This is a genomic window from Luteolibacter ambystomatis, from assembly GCF_018137965.1.
In the GTDB taxonomy this organism is placed as follows: domain Bacteria; phylum Verrucomicrobiota; class Verrucomicrobiia; order Verrucomicrobiales; family Akkermansiaceae; genus Luteolibacter; species Luteolibacter ambystomatis.
In genome coordinates this window covers 3,951,387-3,967,596 of the sequence record NZ_CP073100.1, presented here as the reverse complement: position 1 = coordinate 3,967,596, position 16,210 = coordinate 3,951,387, and the positions used below count along the sequence as shown (strand labels likewise).

15 protein-coding genes are annotated in these 16,210 nt (G+C 62.8%); all 15 read left to right on the top strand.

Going from position 1 to position 16,210, the window contains the following annotated elements:
- The first annotated feature begins 4 nt into the window (after positions 1–4).
- From KBB96_RS15245 to KBB96_RS15175, 15 genes are read left to right on the top strand one after another with little or no spacing between them, the layout of a single operon-like run.
- A complete protein-coding gene (locus tag KBB96_RS15245; protein ID WP_211630330.1) occupies positions 5–1,531 on the top strand; it encodes an MBOAT family O-acyltransferase in 1,527 nt (508 codons plus the stop codon).
- A 12-nt stretch (positions 1,532–1,543) separates the two neighbouring features.
- On the top strand, positions 1,544–2,416 hold the full coding sequence (locus tag KBB96_RS15240; RefSeq protein ID WP_211630329.1) for an SGNH/GDSL hydrolase family protein: 873 nt from the start codon (positions 1,544–1,546) through the stop codon (positions 2,414–2,416).
- A complete protein-coding gene (locus tag KBB96_RS15235) occupies positions 2,413–3,159 on the top strand; it encodes an NAD-dependent epimerase/dehydratase family protein (protein ID WP_211630327.1) in 747 nt (248 codons plus the stop codon). The genes KBB96_RS15240 and KBB96_RS15235 overlap by 4 nt, the downstream gene beginning before the upstream one ends.
- On the top strand, positions 3,137–4,693 hold the full coding sequence (locus tag KBB96_RS15230; protein ID WP_211630326.1) for a hypothetical protein: 1,557 nt from the start codon (positions 3,137–3,139) through the stop codon (positions 4,691–4,693). The genes KBB96_RS15235 and KBB96_RS15230 overlap by 23 nt, the downstream gene beginning before the upstream one ends.
- Complete coding sequence (locus KBB96_RS15225; RefSeq protein WP_211630324.1) at positions 4,690–6,273, top strand: hypothetical protein; 1,584 nt, start codon at positions 4,690–4,692, stop codon at positions 6,271–6,273. The genes KBB96_RS15230 and KBB96_RS15225 overlap by 4 nt, the downstream gene beginning before the upstream one ends.
- Positions 6,270–7,097, top strand: a complete 828-nt coding sequence (locus tag KBB96_RS15220) for a sugar phosphate isomerase/epimerase family protein (protein WP_211630323.1) — start codon at positions 6,270–6,272, stop codon at positions 7,095–7,097. Before KBB96_RS15225 ends, KBB96_RS15220 begins: the two co-directional genes overlap by 4 nt.
- A complete protein-coding gene (locus KBB96_RS15215; RefSeq protein WP_211630322.1) occupies positions 7,094–8,212 on the top strand; it encodes an NAD(P)/FAD-dependent oxidoreductase in 1,119 nt (372 codons plus the stop codon). Before KBB96_RS15220 ends, KBB96_RS15215 begins: the two co-directional genes overlap by 4 nt.
- 26 nt (positions 8,213–8,238) lie before the next feature.
- Positions 8,239–9,237, top strand: coding sequence for a glycosyltransferase (locus KBB96_RS15210; RefSeq protein ID WP_211630321.1), 999 nt, complete (start codon positions 8,239–8,241; stop codon positions 9,235–9,237).
- 2 nt (positions 9,238–9,239) lie between these two features.
- Positions 9,240–10,040, top strand: coding sequence for a glycosyltransferase family 2 protein (locus KBB96_RS15205; protein WP_211630320.1), 801 nt, complete (start codon positions 9,240–9,242; stop codon positions 10,038–10,040).
- Positions 10,037–10,564 (top strand): GtrA family protein, encoded by a 528-nt coding sequence (locus KBB96_RS15200; protein ID WP_211630319.1) that lies wholly within the window; start codon positions 10,037–10,039, stop codon positions 10,562–10,564. The genes KBB96_RS15205 and KBB96_RS15200 overlap by 4 nt, the downstream gene beginning before the upstream one ends.
- 6 nt (positions 10,565–10,570) lie before the next feature.
- Positions 10,571–11,761, top strand: a complete 1,191-nt coding sequence (locus KBB96_RS15195) for a glycosyltransferase family 4 protein (RefSeq protein ID WP_211630317.1) — start codon at positions 10,571–10,573, stop codon at positions 11,759–11,761.
- Positions 11,762–11,811: 50 nt separating this feature from the next.
- A complete protein-coding gene (locus KBB96_RS15190; RefSeq protein ID WP_211630316.1) occupies positions 11,812–13,230 on the top strand; it encodes a sugar transferase in 1,419 nt (472 codons plus the stop codon).
- 19 nt (positions 13,231–13,249) lie between these two features.
- Entirely contained in the window at positions 13,250–13,507 is a 258-nt protein-coding gene (locus KBB96_RS15185) for a hypothetical protein (protein ID WP_211630315.1), read from the top strand.
- Positions 13,507–14,271, top strand: coding sequence for a hypothetical protein (locus KBB96_RS15180; protein ID WP_211630314.1), 765 nt, complete (start codon positions 13,507–13,509; stop codon positions 14,269–14,271). Before KBB96_RS15185 ends, KBB96_RS15180 begins: the two co-directional genes overlap by 1 nt.
- A complete protein-coding gene (locus KBB96_RS15175; RefSeq protein ID WP_211630312.1) occupies positions 14,268–16,208 on the top strand; it encodes an O-antigen ligase family protein in 1,941 nt (646 codons plus the stop codon). Before KBB96_RS15180 ends, KBB96_RS15175 begins: the two co-directional genes overlap by 4 nt.
- Positions 16,209–16,210: the final 2 nt, after the last annotated feature.

The window sequence follows — 16,210 nt, the reverse complement described above, 5'->3', positions numbered from 1 at the left end:
CGGCATGCTTTTTAATTCCTGGGAGTTTCTCGTCCTGCTGGTGGTCACCTTCGCCGCGTATTACGCGCCTTGGTCCGGCGGTCGCCATGGCAAGGCGTGGCAGGTGTCGATCGCCCTGCTGGCCAGTGTGATCTTCTACGGTTGGGAGGATCCGCGGCTGCTGTTGTTGCTCGCGGTGTCTTGTGTGGGCAACAGCATCGCCACCGGCAGGATCATCCTGCACAAGCTGTCCGGAGATGACGCGAAGGTAAAACGCTGGGTTCGGACCGCCGTCATCCTGAACCTGGCCCTGCTCGGCGTATTCAAGTATGCGCCGTTCTTCGCGGGAATGCTGCCATTCCTGCCCACGCAATGGGTGGAGGCGCTGCGCGGCATCCCGCTGCCGATCGGCATTTCGTTCTACACCTTCCATGGCATCAGCATGATCATTGATGTCGCCCGCGGGGAGGTGATCCGGGAAAGCGATGCCCTCATGTCCGGTGGCGAGGGTGCAGCGGACGAACAGGGGCGGAACACCGCGGGGAAGAGCCGGCTCGGCATCCTCTGGGGCTACGGCCTGCGGTTTGCGAAGGGCGTCCGCGACATCGGCTTCTACCTGTTGTTCTTCCCCCAGTTGGTTGCGGGACCGATTGTGAAGGCGAAGCAGTTCTGGCCGCAGATCGCGTCCAAGCGTTTCGCGGACATCGCGTGGGGTGCGGCCCTGCGTTCGCTGATTCTCGGATATTTCCTGAAGATGGTGGTGGCGGACAACCTCGCGGAGCAAACCGTCACGCTGACGAAACCCTGGTTGGTTTTCGCCGGACCGGTGGATCTGGTGATGCTGCTCTATGGCTACTCGCTCCAGATCTTCGCGGACTTCGCGGGCTACTCCCTCATCGCCATCGGCCTCGCGGCCTTGTTCGGCTATCGTTTCCCGGAGAACTTCGATTTCCCCTACCTCTCCACCAGCGTGACGGAATTCTGGCGGCGCTGGCACATGTCCCTGTCCGCGTGGCTCCGGGACTATCTTTACATCCCACTGGGTGGAAACCGGAAGGGGGAAGCGAGAACATATGTGAATCTCTTCCTTGTCATGTTCCTCGGCGGCTTGTGGCACGGAGCCGAGTGGAAGTTCGCGTTATGGGGGTCCTTGCACGGATTGCTGCTGGCGGCGGAGAGATTTTTCTTCCGGCGCCGTGGCAAGGATGAGAGGCCGCGTCCGATGCGGGCGGTGCTCGGATGGTTCTACACCTTTCACGCCGTCACCCTGCTGTGGCTGACCTTCCTGATGCCGGACATGCGGCAGATCGGCCTTTTCTTCAAGCAACTCGCGGGACCACTCCACATGGCAGGGCCGCCGGTGTTCGTGGCTGCGGTCTTCGGCTCGGCCGTGGTGCTGTATCACGTGGCCGGTTGGGTCCGTGAACACCGCCGCGATTGGTTCGCGGACTTCCGCGGAAGTTGGTGCGAGGCTTTGATCTACGGCGGCCTGCTGTTCCTGATCTTCACCAATTCGGGTGCGCCGCAAGGCTTCATCTATTTCCAGTTCTAAGCCGTTTCCTTCATGGAATCCCCACCTACCCATCTGCGGAAGTTCCTGGCCGGGACGTTGGCGGGCTTCCTCGTCTGCGCGATTCTGCAGTGGTCCGGAGCCTATGGCCTCGGGTGGAAGAGCAGCAAGACGGAGTCGAACTATTTCACCTCGCTGTCACGCTTCCAGGCCGCGGCATCCGGAGCTCCGGCGGAGTTCACCCTGGTAGGGTCCTCCATCAGCGGGCGGTTGCCCGGCAAGGAGGTGGGCAATTCCAAGGTGGCGAACCTTGGAACCGACGGCGGCTGTCTCACCGATGGCATGCGGATGCTGGTGGAAGGCCGCGTCAAAGCCGGCAAGTGGATCGTGCTCGAGTCCAATACCATCGAGCGTGCGGTGAAGTACGAGGCTTCTCCGATTTTGAAAGCGGTGGGAGGTCCGGTGTTCCGGGCGGGAACCCACCTGCCGGTGTTTTCCTATCAGGCGCGCCCCAGCGGCATGCTCTATGACAGATTGTTGAAGCGACCGGCGGGAGACACCACCACACGGCGCTTTCCATTGGCGCGGACCACGCTCCCGAAGGGAATCCAGCCCAGGGATGCCTTGGAGAAAAAAACTCTCGATGAATTGATTCGCATGATCGCGATGCTGCGCGAGTCCGGCAGCCGGATCATCCTGGTGGAATACCCCTCCGCTCCCATGCGTCCGGAAGGGCGGGAGGTCACTGATCGAGCCACCGCGTATGTGGCGGAAATGGCGGACGTGCCTTTCGTCAATCTGGAGCAGCAGATTCCGCACGAAAACCTCCAGTTCACCGATGGCGTCCATCTCGCACCCGGCTCCGCGCGGGCCGTGTTGGACAGCCTGCAGGAATTCATCACGACCCTTCCCTCATCGCAACCATGACCGCCCTCATCGGCCACACCGGCTTCGTCGGATCCACCCTTGCCGACGCCTTGTCTCCTTCCCATCGCTATCGTTCGACGGACATCGACAACATCCGCGGGCAATCCTTCGGGCATGTCATCTGTGCGGGCGTGCAGGCGAAGAAGTGGTGGGCGAACCTGCATCCGGAAGAAGACAAGGCCGGGATCGCGCGGTTGCTGGAGGCCCTGGCGGAAGTCCGCGCGGATCGTTTCACCCTCATCTCCACCATCGATGTCTATCCCGCCCCGCGTGACGTGGACGAGGACTCTCCCATCCCGGTCGAGGGGCATCACGCCTATGGCCTGAATCGTCTGGACGCCGAGGAGCGCATCCGCGGGTTGTTCCCGCGGGTTTCCATCCTGCGGCTGCCCGGCTTGTTCGGTCCGGGGCTGAAGAAAAACGTGATCTATGACATGATGCACGACAACGAGCTCCACAAGGTTCATCCCGGCGGCGTGTTCCAATACTACGATACCCGTAGATTGGCGGCGGACATCGGTCATGTGTGGGAGCGCGGCATCGACCTGCTGAACGTTTCTTCCGAGCCGGTCGCCACTTCGGAAATCCGCGACCGCTTCTTCCCGGAGCGTCTCCTCGGTGGTGAAGGTCCTCCTCCCGCGGGCTACGACATGCGTTCGAAGCACGCGGCCGAATGGGGCGGATCGAACGGCTACCTTTATTCGAAGGAGCAAGTGCTGGATGATCTCGGAGACTGGCTTTGAGGGTGGGAGGGACTGCCGCATGGACCGGGTGATCGATTGGCGGGTGAAAGCAGGAGGAGGCCTCCTGCTGGCCGCTGCATTCGTCTGGGCGGCTTGGTATGCCTGGCTCTCCGGCTCCGTGATCACGGACTCGTGGCAGAGCCTCGGTCCTGTGGCTTTTGCGAAGCATCCCTTCGACTTGCGCGGATCATTTCTGGGAAGCTTCGACGGCTTCGACCAAACATGGGGCCATCACTGGCCGGGATGGGCGATGTTCCGCAGCTTTCTCCAGCCGTGGATCGGCTTTCATCCGCTGTTTGAATTCGCCTTGGGGTCCGCGATGCTGGTGGGCGGGGCGGCAGCCGTGGGCCGTCTCAGCCATCACGTCGGTGGGATTTGGCCGTGGATCGCAGCCGCGGTCGTGCTGGCGTGGCCGGACCTGCACGTTGCGGTGGGGATGATGAGGCCGGAGCCTTTCGCCGGAGTGTTGTTCCTCGGCCTTGCATGGCTGGTGACGGATCGGGAGAGCGCCAAAGGAGGCAATCTCCTGATCGCCCTCCTGGCTTTCTGCCTGCCTTTCGTCCACGTGGTCGGTGTGGTGGCGCCACCGTTTTTGATCGGCGTGTGGATGTTGTGGCACCGCCTGCGATGGCAGCGGATGCGGGCGGACGGGATGTTTGTCCGGATCGTGTGGCTGATGGCCGGATGGTTCTGCGGAGTGACGGGACTCGCCGTCTGGTTTCTCGGAGATGCGACACGTTTCCACCAGTTCACTCAAAATCTCGCGGCGCAGCGCTTGTCCTATCACTCTTTGCTGACGGGTTTCCGCCTTTGCTATGGAAACCCGTTCGGCATGTTGATGCTGGCTCTGTGGATGTATCCTCTCGTGTCCCTTTGGTTTGGCAGGCGGGAGAGTGGGGCGTTGAAGTTTGCCCTGTGGGCGGCCATGCCGGTGGGAGCCGCCTTGTTCTCCCTGCTCGCACACAATCCGAACCGCCTGCATGTGGCGGCGCTCGTGCCGTGCATGGTCTGCGCTTGTTGCCGGTCGCCGTGGAATACATCCCGATTCGGCAAACCGGCATTCCGGGCGGTAGTGGGTGGATGTTTCGTATACGGAGCGGCTTTCCAAGGGAACCGCATGATCGATGCCTGGCGGACGCGTGGAGTTTCAGCGCGCCCGGCATCCCAGGCGCTGGTGGAGCGATGGGCTTCGCAAGGAAGAGTGTTCATTCCATGCAGTCTGTGGGAAGCGGCTGCAGCGGCGGGAGTGGAGAACGCGCGGTTCTATACCTTCCCGAACGTGGCGACTCCCGACTGCCGCAGAGATGCGGAGAGATCTCTGTTCGCTTCCTGCGCCAACGGCGACATTCTCTTGTATGAATGGTCCCAACGTCAGGTGGGCAGCGCCTACTTCCGCCCGGAGGCGCTGATGCGGCTCACCTTCGTCGACCCGCTTTCCCTGGGGCCGGTGCTGGATGAAGTCACCATCCAAGGACTCGATGGGACCCGGACCTATCGGGTGATCCGCATCGACCATCCTCCCGTGATCGAATGACGGTGGAGAAAGTTATCAAGCGTCTGCCCTTGATGGTGGGCTTCCTGATCGTCGGGCTGGCATGGGCCGCCTTGTCGATGTGGACGGGGTGGTACGTCATCAAACCCGGCTTTCCGGATGGATTCCAGAGTGTCGGTGCTGCGCTGGGCAAACATCCCGGGCATTTGGCCTGGCCGTTTGTGGGAACCTTTGAAGGCTTCGATCACACGTGGGGCTATCACTGGTTCGGCTGGCCGCTGGCGCGTTCCTGGTTCGGCACCCTGCTGCCATGGTCATGCCTGGGAGATGCGTCGCTGTTGCATTTGCTGCGCTTTGGAGTCGCCGTGCATGTCGGTCTGCTGCTGCATGGGAAATTCCGTTCAAGCGCCGGGGCGTCGATCGGCTTTCTGACCGTGCTGTTCCATCGCGGGTGGTTTGCGAGCATGGCATTCCTCGATCGGCCGGAAACATGGGCGTCGGTGTTGCTGTGGTTCGCGGCGGTACCATTGCTTTCCTCCCAATCGCGGAAATGGCACCTGTGGGTGGCCCCGATCTGTCTGGTTCTCGCTCCTTCGGTTCATCCTCTGACCCTGGCCGGAGCGGGCCTCATTGTGCTGGCGGGAACTTTCCGGGATGGCCGCACGGCGCTGTGGAAATGGTGGCTGCCCTTGCTCGTCGGGGTGGCGTGGTTCGCCTTTTACTACCAGTCCGATCCCGCCCGCCTGCAACAGTTGAAGGACACGCTTTCCGCGATGCGCGGGCTGAAGTCGGGGATCGTCCAGACATTCACCCGCCTGTTCCTCGATCCCAGGAATGTATTCTTCTCCGCTCCGCTTCTGTTCATTACCGCTTGCAGCGTCCTGGCGTGGTGGAAAGGGGGCAAGGCGGCCCGTGCGGAAACGACTCCGGCTCTCACCCTTACCATTGCGCTGGTTTTGCTCGCACCGCTGTATCTGATCGCGACGGGTCATCCGAACATCGGGCATGGTGCGGTGGTTGCGCCGTTCATCGGATTTGCGGCGGGTGCGGCATTCCATCTTGTGTCCGGATTTCCACGAGCCTGGCGCGGTCTTGTGAGGTTGGGCCTTGGTGGGCAGGCGGTGGCCTGCGTGCTGCCTCTGGTATTGGCGACGGTTGCGGTGGCGACTTCCAAACCCACATCACCGCGGGATCGCGCGCGCCAGGTCTTGGCGGAAGCTTTGGCTACCAGCACCGGCACGGTTTTCATTCCGCTTTCCCTATGGGAAGCGGCGGCCGAACGACCGCCGGAGGAATGGGCCCGCATCCGCTTCACGACTTTCCCCAATCTGATTCCGGCCGAGCGGCGGCTGGTGTATGAGAAGCAATCGCTTTCCGCGCTTTCGAATGGAGACATCCTGATCGTGGACGGCGATGCGGACTCCGATCCCTCCGGCATTCTGCCCTGGCCCTTGGTTCCCGTTCTTCAAGGGAAAGCCGGTCCTTGGCACCGGCTCACCGCTTTCGAGCCCATCGTGAACACGACCGCGGCCCTCGGGCCATGGGGCAAAAGGGAAACGATGCTCGGCAGCCTCACACTCCTGCGCTACGAACCGGCCGGTCCCGCCACCTCCATCCGATGATTGTTTCTTCCCACCTTTCGATCTCGCACATCGCCTGGCCTCCCGACCGGGAGGAAGAGTTGTTGGACAAGGCGCTCGAGCTCGGCGTCAAGACGGTCGAACTCGCACCGTTGCGGGCCTTCGGCGATCCCCTGTGTGCGGATGAAAAAGCCGTGCGCGCAAAGGCGGAGTGGTATGCCGGACGAGGTTTCCGCATCGGCTCGTTCCAGGCACTCTTGTTTGGTGCCGATGGAGTGTTCCTTTTCGATGACCAGGCCTCCCGCCTGCGGATGAAGGAATGGTTGATCGCGGTCGGGCAGGTGGCGGGATGGTGCGGGGCCGGACCGATGGTATTCGGCTCGCCGAAGAACCGCCTGAAGGGATCGCGGTCCCACGCGGAGGCGATGAAGATCGCGACGGAGTTTTTCCGTGAAGTTGGTGATGCCTGCCATCAGGCCGGTTCGTGTCTGGTGATGGAGGCGAATCCCGAAGCCTACGGCGCGGACTTCTGCACCCGCATGGATCAGGCGGCCGATCTGGTGACGGCGGTTTCCTCACCGGGCTTCCGCCTGCATGTGGATGCGGGCGGACTGGCCTTGAGCGGAGAGAACTTCGAGCCGGTGATTGCACAGGCCTCGCATCTGATCGCCCACGCCCATGCCAGCCAGCCGAACCTCGGCCCATGGGACGAACCCGATCCCGTGCATCAGCGGGTGGCGGACGCGTTGGACAAGGCCGGCTACCGTGGAGACGTGGCCATTGAAATGAAAGCCCAGGAGGACATCGTGCCTTCGGTGGGACTGGCGATCCGCAAGACGCGGGAATGCTATCGTATTCCGGAATGAACGGCAGGGAACCGGATGTGGTGATCGCGGGCGGAGGCTTCTTCGGCTGCTCGATCGCGCTGATGCTGCATCGCCGCGGTCTGAAGCCGCTGGTGGTGGAGGCCGGGCCGGAGCTGTTAGGCAGGGCCTCGCGTGTGAACCAGGCGCGGGTCCACGGCGGCTACCACTATCCGCGCAGCCTGATGACGGCCTACCGGTCGCGTCACAATTACGAGCGCTTCCGCGATACCTACCGCGAGGCCATCGTGGACACCTTCACGAAGGTCTATGCGGTGGGGCGGTTGTTTTCAAAGGTGTCCGCCGGGCAGTTCGAGTTGTTCATGAAACGGATCGGCGCGCCGTTGAAACCAGCGCCTGACAAGATCGCGCGGTTGTTCAACCCCGTGCTCACCGAGGCCTCGTGGATCGCCGAGGAGTGCGCGTTCGATTGCGCGATCCTGCGCCAGCGCTGCCACCGCGATTTGGAGGAAGCCGGTATTCCGGTGAAGCTCGGCACCCGGGTGGTTTCCGCCCAACCGGCGACCGATGGCTTGGCGGAGGTCCGTCTGGACGATGGGTCGGAATACCGGGTGAAGCTGGTGGTGAACGCGACCTACAGCGGCTTGAATCTGCTCACATCCGGCAGCGGTCTGCCGCCGATCCCCCTCAAGCACGAGCTCGCGGAGATGGCCTTGGTGGAATTGCCCCCCGATCTGGACGGCTTGTCCGTGACCATGATGTGCGGGCCGTTCTTCTCCTTCATGCCCTATCCCTCGCGCGGGCTCACCACCCTGAGCCACGTCCGCTACACGCCGCATCTCCAGTGGTTCGAGAAACCGGGGGAAAAGCCGATCGATCCTTATCAGCGCTTCGAACAGCTTTCCAAGCGCAGCCATTTCGAATACATGGTCGGGGATGCCTCCCGCTACCTGCCGGTCCTGCGCGGCGCGGTCCACCGTGATTCGTTGTGGGAGGTGAAAACACTGCTGCCCCAGACCGAGGTCGATGACGGCCGCCCGATCCTGTTCCGGCGGGATCCCGGGCTGCCCGCGTTGATCCATGTGATGGGTGGCAAAATTGACAACATTTTCGACGTCGAGGACGAACTGGACTCCGTATTGTCCGGCGCTCCTTGACGTGCTCCTGCACTCCGTCTCCCCACATGGACCCGCATACCGTCATCAGCGTGGTGGCGCCCCTCGACAACGACGGGGCCATCCTCGCGCCTTTTCTAACCGATCTCTCCCGCGTGATGGAGGGACACTACCGTTTTTTCGAAATCATCCTCGTGGATGACGGTTCCTCCGATGACACGCGGCAGACCGCGGAGCGTCTGCTCAGGGACATTCCGCGGGTGCGTTACCTGCGTCTCTCCCGCTCCTTCGGCCGGGAGGTGGCCCTGTCCGCCGGCATCGAGTCGGCCATCGGTGACTATGTGGTGACGCTCGATCCCACGGGAGATCCCGTGGAAGCGATTCCCGAACTGGTGACCGTCTGTCGTACCAACGGAGGGATCGTCCACGGCGTGGCATTGAATCCGCGGCTGCGCTCCGGTGTGCGTGAGTTTCTCGGCAATTTGTTCCGGCGCTACTGCAACCGGCGTCTCGGCGTCGAATTGAAGCGCGGTGCCGAGGATTTCCGTGCGATGAGCCGCCAGGCGGTGAACGCACTGTTGCAGGTGCGCGTCCAGAGCCGTTACCTGCGCGTGCTGACGCTCACGCTGGGTTACCATCACGAGTTCTTTCCATATCGCCGCGTCGAGCGGCTCGATCAGCCGAAAGCCGGATCGTTCGCCACCGAGACCGCCACCGCCATCGATCTGCTGGCGGCCAATACCCGGCATCCGCTGCGGGTGGTGACGCTGGCGGGGCTGGCCGGTGCGGGACTCAACCTCATCTATGCCTGCTATGTGGTCGGGATCTACCTGGTGAAGCAGAACGTTGCGGCCGGCTGGACGACCCTGTCCCTCCAGCAGAGCGGCATGTTCTTTTTCATCTGCCTGATCCTCGCCGTGCTCAGTGAATACGTGGGAACGATCCTCGGCGAGGTGCGCAGCCGCCCGCTCTACTTCATCGGCCATGAGGCGAACAGCTCGGTCCTTTTGGAGGACACCGTGCAGAGCAGCATCGTGAAGGAATCGAAGGAGGAGGTGGCATCGTGAACGTGGAAACCATCCTGAGAGGAGACGATGTCCGCAGCCCGCGTTATGAAGTGGCGTGGGAAAGACCGCGTGCGAAGCAATGGGCGATCTGCGTGTTCGTGATCAACGAGGGCGAAAAGATCCGCAAGCAGGTGCGCGCGATGGCGGAGCACGCGCCACTGGTGGATGTGATCGTCGCCGATGGCGGCAGCACCGATGGTTCGCTCGATGGGGCCTTGATGCAGGAAGCGGGTGCGAAGGCACTGCTGGTGAAGCGCGGCCCGGGCAAGCTCAGCGCGCAGATGAGGATGGCCTTCGACTACTGCCTCGCCGAGGGCTACGACGGCGTGATCGTCATCGATGGCAATGGCAAGGACGGGCTCGATGCGATTCCGAGCATGGTGGAGCTGTTGGAGAACGGTTTCGACCATGTCCAGGGCAGCCGCTTCATCCCGGGCGGCCATCATGAGAACACGCCTCTCAGCCGCTATCTCGCGGTGAACGTTCTCCATGCGCCGCTCATTTCACTGGCCGCGGGCTTCCGCTATACGGATACGACCAATGGCTTCCGCGCCTACAGCCGCCGTCTTCTAACAGACCCGGAGATCGGCGTGTTCCGGCCATGCTTCGACCGCTACCAGTTGCACTATCACCTGGCGATCAAGGCGGCGGCGTTCGGCTATCGGGTGATCGAGACTCCGGTGTCGCGCGTCTATCCGGCCACCGGCAAGACGCCGACCAAGATCAAAGGCTTCGGCGGGCTGTTCGCCGTGATGCGGCAGCTCGTGGAAACCTGCACCGGCAAATACGATACGGACGCATGAAAAGTCTCGCCCGCTATCCCTTCGATGCGCTGCGGGACACCGCGGCGCTGATTTCGGATGCGCGGGAGCGTGGCTGGCGGACCGCCCTCGCCACCGTGATGAAGCCGGAGGCGCGGGGTAGCTGGCAGTTCACCAAGTACCTCGCCATCGGCGGAACCTCGGTTTTCGTGTTCTTCGCGGCGTGCGCCTTGTTCCGCTGGATCGCCATGAAGCTGGGCGCGTCCTACGACGAGCACCGGTTGCTCTGGAATCTGGTGGAAATCGCCGTCGGCTTCATCCCGACCAATGCCTTCACTTACGAGACCAACCGGCGCTGGGTCTTCGTGGCGGGCAGGCATGCTCCACGGAAGGAATTCGCCCTGTTCACCGCCGCTGCCGCCGCCAGCTTCGTGGCGGGACAATCGGCGGCGTGGTACCTGATCACGTACTCCCACGCCAACGATTTTTGGGTCAAACTGGGTGTGATCGCGGTGTCGACCCTTGCCAATTTCGTCTTCCGGAAGCTCGTCGTCTTCCATTCCTGATCCCCCATGAATCCGTCATCCCTTACTGACCGGACGCGTGTCGCATTGGTTACCAATATGCTGCCGCCGTACCGGATCGGATTCTACAATGAGATCGCGCGCCACGTGGATCTGACCGTGGTGCTGGACACGCTTTCCGAGTTCAACCGCGGCTGGCAGGCCAGTGCGGACGGACACCGCTTCCGCACGGTCATCCAGAACTGCCGTTCGTTCATCTACAAGCGGCACCGGGAGGATGTCCACTACACGGAACCCCGGCAGTTCCATTTCTCCGAGAAGACCTACGGTGTCCTGTCCGCTGCGGATCCGCAGGTGGTGGTGACCGCGGAGTACGGTTTCCGCACCTTGTGGTCGCTGTTGTATGGCTGGCTCCACCGGGTTCCCGTGCTGGTGTATTCCGAGGGTACCTGCCACACCGAAGGGCATGTGGGCCTTTTCAAGAGACTGGTCCGCCAGTTGATCGTGAGCCGGACCGCCCGTTTTTGGTCGAACGGCCCCGAGTCCAGCCGCTTGCTGGAGTCCTATGGAGCGGCATCTTCGGAAATCGATGAGGGGATGACCGGCATCGACACCCTCGAATGGCAGGCGGATGTGACCCACTGGCGCGAGCGCCGGGATGAAACGCGGATGGAGCTGGGTCTGAAGGGGAGGGTATTCCTGTTTTCCGGCAGCCTTTCGGCGCGCAAGGGGGTCTTGCAGATGGCGGAGGCGGTGGAGGCGGTGGCACGTGAGCCGGATTGCCCGGAATTTTCCATTCTGGCGCTGGGAGATGGCGAGCATCGGGCCAAACTGGAGGAATGGGCGGCCAAAAACCCGGGCATCCGTGTGGTGATGCCGGGATTCGTCCAGCACCACGAGTTGCCGCGCTACTTTGCCGCCGCCGATTGGGCGATGCTGCCTACCCTCGATGACAACTGGCCCTTGGCCACGCTCGAAACGCTGGTGGCGGGTTTGCCCCAGTTGTTCTCGATGTACAACGGGGCCTCCGCGGACCTGTGCCTGCCGGACACCGGCTTGCTTTTCGATCCTCTGGACCCGGAGAATTTCCGCGCGATCCTGTCCGCTGCCTTGCGATCTCCCCTCGAACGGGTCCCGGAGGAGCGCATCCTGCAATTCTCCATCCACTATAGTGCCGCTTCCCAAGGCCAAAGGGCTGCGGCTTCCATCAAAGCCGCCTTGGCACGCCCCCGGGATTGATCCCGGAGAGCCGATGTGGAACAACCAGCCGGTCCGATTCCTTTTCAGACATGCCAGCCAACCGCCGTCAGTCTTTTTCAATCCAGGTGCTGCAGCTCGTCGATGCGATGCTGATCTGGGCGGCATTCGCGGTCGGCGCGCTCCTGCGCGAGCCGCTGATCGACTGGCTGGACCGAATCGGCGTGCATGTTTCCAAGAACGATGTCTCGGGACTGAAGGAAATTACCTGGCTGCTCTTCATCGTCGTGCCGTTCGCGCCTCTGGCCTTGGAGTTGTTCGGGTTCTACCGCAGTCCGGTGCGCCAGCGCTTCGGTCCCGCGCTGTGGCAGGTCATCAAGGCCTTTACCATCCTCGCCATCGCGATCTCGGTGATGGTGGTGTTCTTCCGCTTCAATGCTTCCAGCCGTGCGGTCCTCGCGATGGCGATTCCGCTGGCGGTACTGTTCCTCATGACGCGCGCGTGGCTGGTGTCCAACCATGCGCGCCATGCGAGTGTGGCGGAGGATCGGAAGGAATCGATCGTGCTCGCCGGCTCGCCCGCCGACATCGACCAGTGGTTGCGCGAGGTGCCGGAGGATGAGTCGGTGCTATGGCGCATCGTCGGCCGCCATGACCTGACGACCGACGACTGGAAAGGTTTCCAGCGCCTGCTGGAGGATGAGGCGGTGGAGCGCGTGGTGTTTGCGGCCAAGAGCACCGCTTTCGACAAACTGGGCACCGCCATCGAGATTTGCGAATCGCGGGGCATCGAGGCCTGGGTGGCGGCGAGTTTCATCCAGACCCAGGTGGCCCGGCCGACCTTCGACATGATCGGCGGCCGTCCGCTGCTGGTGTTGCGTTCCACTCCCGATCTGTCGTGGGAACTGCTGGCAAAGGGCGTTCTGGATTGGCTGGGTGCCGTGTTTCTCCTGATCCTGACCGCGCCGCTCTGGCTGGTGGTCGCGATCGCGATCAAGATCCAGAGTCCGGGCCCCGTGTTCTATTTCCAGGAGCGCGCGGGCCGTTATGGCAAGCCGTTCCGGATGTGGAAGTTTCGCACGATGATTCCGGATGCGGATCGCAAGCTGGAAGAGCTCAAGCAGCAGTCCGGCAACCAGATGTCCGGCCCGGTCTTCAAGCTTGAGAACGATCCGCGGATTTTCCCGGTCGGACGTTTGCTCCGGAAGTACTCCATCGATGAGCTGCCGCAGTTCATCAACGTCGCGCGCGGGGAAATGAGCCTGGTGGGGCCGCGGCCGATGGCCATGTACGAGCTGCCCAAGATCGAAAACTCCGCCCACCGCCGGAAGCTGAGCGTGAAGCCCGGCCTCACCTGCATCTGGCAGGTGAGCGGCCGCAATGAGATCACCAGCTTTGATGAATGGGTGAAACTTGATCTTCAGTACATTGACAACTGGTCGTTATGGTTGGACATCAAGATCCTCGCCCAGACGATCCCCGCGGTGCTGCTGGCGAAGGGAGCCAAGTAACGCCGTACCGTCATCCAACATGCGAAACCTCCTCCGTCATATCGGAAGCTTCTGGATCAGCCGGTTCGGATCTCCGGTTCGTGACGAAGTCACGGGCGAATTGCTCGGCCGGGCGATCATCCTCGTGTGGCGAGGCCGGATCCATGTGATCGGCTTCACCGGCGGCATGCCCCTGAAGCCGGTGTTCCGCACCCAGGACCGGGTCCGTTATTGGCGCCAGAGCCTTGGATTCACCCGCCCGGAGCAGCCGGACTTTCCCCGCAAACTTCCCGATTGATGGACCGAGCCCCGCTTGTTGCGACCGTGTTGCTGACCCACGAGTCTCCCGAGGCCGTGCGGCGCATGTGCGCGTACTGGAAGAATGGAGATCCCGATCACGCCATCGTGGTGGCATATGGGGGCACTCCCGAGAACTATTCCAAGCTGGGAGTGGATCATGCGGTTTTCGTCGATGACCCCTGGCTGCGGACGAAGGACCACCCCCGCGAGCGCCAGAGTTATCTGGGGGTGTTCCAAGCGGTCCTGCCCGTGATCCGTGAGCTGGGCGCCAGTCACGTGCATGTGGCGGAGTATGACGAGATCCCCCTTCACCCGGGCCTCAATGCCCGGCTGTTGGACCTGCTTGTCCGGGAAAATGCGGATGTCGCCGGCCATCGGCTGAACCGCGTGGATGGCACCGGCCATCCCCACTATACCTTCCATGCCCACGATCCGGCATTCCTGAGCTATTGGCAGGACATTTCCTGCCGGGAGTACTCCGCGGTGGTGCTGTCCATGCTGGGGTGCGGCTCCTTCTGGACGCGGGCGGCGTTCGAGGCCGTGGCGGCCTTGAATCCTCCGTTGCGGATTTATCTGGAACTGATGCTGCCGACCGCCGCGCATCATCTGGGTTTCCGGGTGCGGCCGATGGATGGCCGCGACCGCTTCATGGCTCCGGAGATTCTCAAGACGCCCGCTGATTTCGAGTCCTACCGTCAGGAAGGCGCGTGGCGGATTCATCCGGTGAAAGGATATTGGTCGGAAACCGTGCAAGACGCATGAAATCCGGTGTGATCTCAGCCATTTTGCTGTCCCTGGCGCTGGCCGTGGCATTGGCGTTCGCTCCTTCACTGGAGCCCACGGCTCCGGGGATGGTTCTGCTGATGCTGGCTCCGGCGTTGGTGACCGGTGCCTTTGCCCTGCCTTCCTCCAAGCGGCCGGTGTTCCTGGCACTCCTGGTGTTTGGAGCCGTGGGATACGCGGCGTGGCGCGCGGCGACTTCCCCGGTGATCGACTTCGGTCGCAGCGATCTGCTGCTGATCGGTTGCGGTGTGGCGGGATGCTTTTGGGCGGGATGGCTGGCAAACCGCCGGAGCCATGGGGTGATGGTGGTAGGCCTGGCCGTGCTCGCCATGGCGAATCTCGTGGTGGCGCTGGTCCAGTGGCACGATCCGGGATTCACACCGTTTTTCGCAGGCCGGAAGACCGCTTCCTATCCCTCGGGCTTTTATGCTCATTACAACCACTTCGCGAACTTCCTGCTCGCTGCCGGATTCGTGGCGTGCGGTCGCGCACTGGTTGGCGGAAGCGGTCGGCGGATTCGCATCGCTTGGGCGGTGGTTGCCCTTGCCTGTGCAGGCGGAATCGCCCTCAGCAACAGCCGTGGAGCTTGGATCGCCTCGGCGGCCGGGCTGCTGGTCCTGCTGATCGGCTGGTTGCTGGATTTGAAGCGCCGCCGGGCGAAATCCTTCGGTCTGGCGGTGGTGGGTGTCGTGGTGGCGTTGCCCTTGCTGGGTTTCGGCGGGTGGCATCTGGCCAGACAGATGCTCGCTCACCGCGGGGTCGCGGCGAACAGCGCGAGGATGCTGGATGACAGCGGCCGGTTGAATTTCGCCTCCATGGCGATCGACATCGCCTCCAACCAGCCTTCCACCGGGGGCGGCAGCCGGTCGTTCTCCTATGAGGTTTTCAAGCACTGGGATCCGCAGCAACTATGGGTGGGGTCCGGAGACATTGATTTCGTCCACAACGAGTTGCTGCAAACGGCTACGGACTACGGCTGGATCGGATTGGCGGTGGTCGTGGCAATGCTGGTGCTGGTGGGCCTCCGTGGTCTGCTGGTGTTGGCCGTGGAACCGGAGAAGGATAGCCCGGGGCCGGATGCCGGGCTGACGATCGGGGCAATGGCGGCGATCGTGGCGGTGCTCGGGCAGAGCATGTTCAGCTTCGTGTTCCACATGGCTCCCGATGTGATCGTGCTGGGGCTTTTGATTGGCATCGTGGTGGCCCAGCCCTGGCCCTTTTCCAAACCCGGCACCCGGCCCTCTCCGTGGATGCGCCCGGCTCCATGGGTGGCCTGTGGTCTGGCTGTGGGCCTGGTGACTTTGGGCTGGCGGGATGCCGCGGCTTGGTGGATCTCGGCCCGGCCGGGCTCCGATGGGCTGGTGAATATCGTGCCCGTCCGTTACGCCGCGCTGTCACGGGCGGCGGAAATCCGACCGGACTCCCGCTTGGATCGTGATGCGGCGGGGATGGCGGCCAGGATGTCGGAATCGGAAGCTCCACCCGCTTCCGGCGAGTGGGCGGACAAGGCCTACCGGCACTTGCAGATCGCGGTCAGCCGGAATCCCCACGATTACGCGGCCCGTCTCAGCATGGCCCGCGTGCTGGATGAGTTCGGCCAGTTTCCCGCCGCCGAGGAGCAATACCGGGTGCTGCTGCCGCTGTTGGATCTCCGGGAGATCTATTATCGTGCCCGTTTTGCCTACGGCAGCCATTCATTCCGGCAGGCCAATGCCTTGTTTCACGCCCGCCGGACGGCTGAGGCACTGGCGTGGGCGATCGAAGCCAGGAACCAGATGGAGGTCAGCCTGAAGCATTGCTGGTTCCCCGAGCAGTCGCCGGAAGGAATCGAACTCGCGCGCGTGAGGAACTTCATCAAGTGGCTGGAGGACGCCCGCTACACTCCGGCCCCGGATGCGGTGCCGCCGTCTCCCTGAAC

What these genes read in the sequence shown, in the direction of transcription:
- KBB96_RS15180 (WP_211630314.1), top strand. Translation starts at nt 13,507, where the DNA reads ATGGACCGAGCCCCGCTTGTTGCGACCGTGTTGCTGACCCACGAGTCT.
- KBB96_RS15200 (WP_211630319.1), top strand. Translation starts at nt 10,037, where the DNA reads ATGAAAAGTCTCGCCCGCTATCCCTTCGATGCGCTGCGGGACACCGCG.
- KBB96_RS15215 (WP_211630322.1), top strand. Translation starts at nt 7,094, where the DNA reads ATGAACGGCAGGGAACCGGATGTGGTGATCGCGGGCGGAGGCTTCTTC.
- KBB96_RS15230 (WP_211630326.1), top strand. Translation starts at nt 3,137, where the DNA reads ATGATCTCGGAGACTGGCTTTGAGGGTGGGAGGGACTGCCGCATGGAC.
- KBB96_RS15195 (WP_211630317.1), top strand. Translation starts at nt 10,571, where the DNA reads ATGAATCCGTCATCCCTTACTGACCGGACGCGTGTCGCATTGGTTACC.
- KBB96_RS15175 (WP_211630312.1), top strand. Translation starts at nt 14,268, where the DNA reads ATGAAATCCGGTGTGATCTCAGCCATTTTGCTGTCCCTGGCGCTGGCC.
- KBB96_RS15210 (WP_211630321.1), top strand. Translation starts at nt 8,239, where the DNA reads ATGGACCCGCATACCGTCATCAGCGTGGTGGCGCCCCTCGACAACGAC.
- KBB96_RS15220 (WP_211630323.1), top strand. Translation starts at nt 6,270, where the DNA reads ATGATTGTTTCTTCCCACCTTTCGATCTCGCACATCGCCTGGCCTCCC.
- KBB96_RS15225 (WP_211630324.1), top strand. Translation starts at nt 4,690, where the DNA reads ATGACGGTGGAGAAAGTTATCAAGCGTCTGCCCTTGATGGTGGGCTTC.
- KBB96_RS15185 (WP_211630315.1), top strand. Translation starts at nt 13,250, where the DNA reads ATGCGAAACCTCCTCCGTCATATCGGAAGCTTCTGGATCAGCCGGTTC.
- KBB96_RS15245 (WP_211630330.1), top strand. Translation starts at nt 5, where the DNA reads ATGCTTTTTAATTCCTGGGAGTTTCTCGTCCTGCTGGTGGTCACCTTC.
- KBB96_RS15240 (WP_211630329.1), top strand. Translation starts at nt 1,544, where the DNA reads ATGGAATCCCCACCTACCCATCTGCGGAAGTTCCTGGCCGGGACGTTG.
- KBB96_RS15235 (WP_211630327.1), top strand. Translation starts at nt 2,413, where the DNA reads ATGACCGCCCTCATCGGCCACACCGGCTTCGTCGGATCCACCCTTGCC.
- KBB96_RS15190 (WP_211630316.1), top strand. Translation starts at nt 11,812, where the DNA reads ATGCCAGCCAACCGCCGTCAGTCTTTTTCAATCCAGGTGCTGCAGCTC.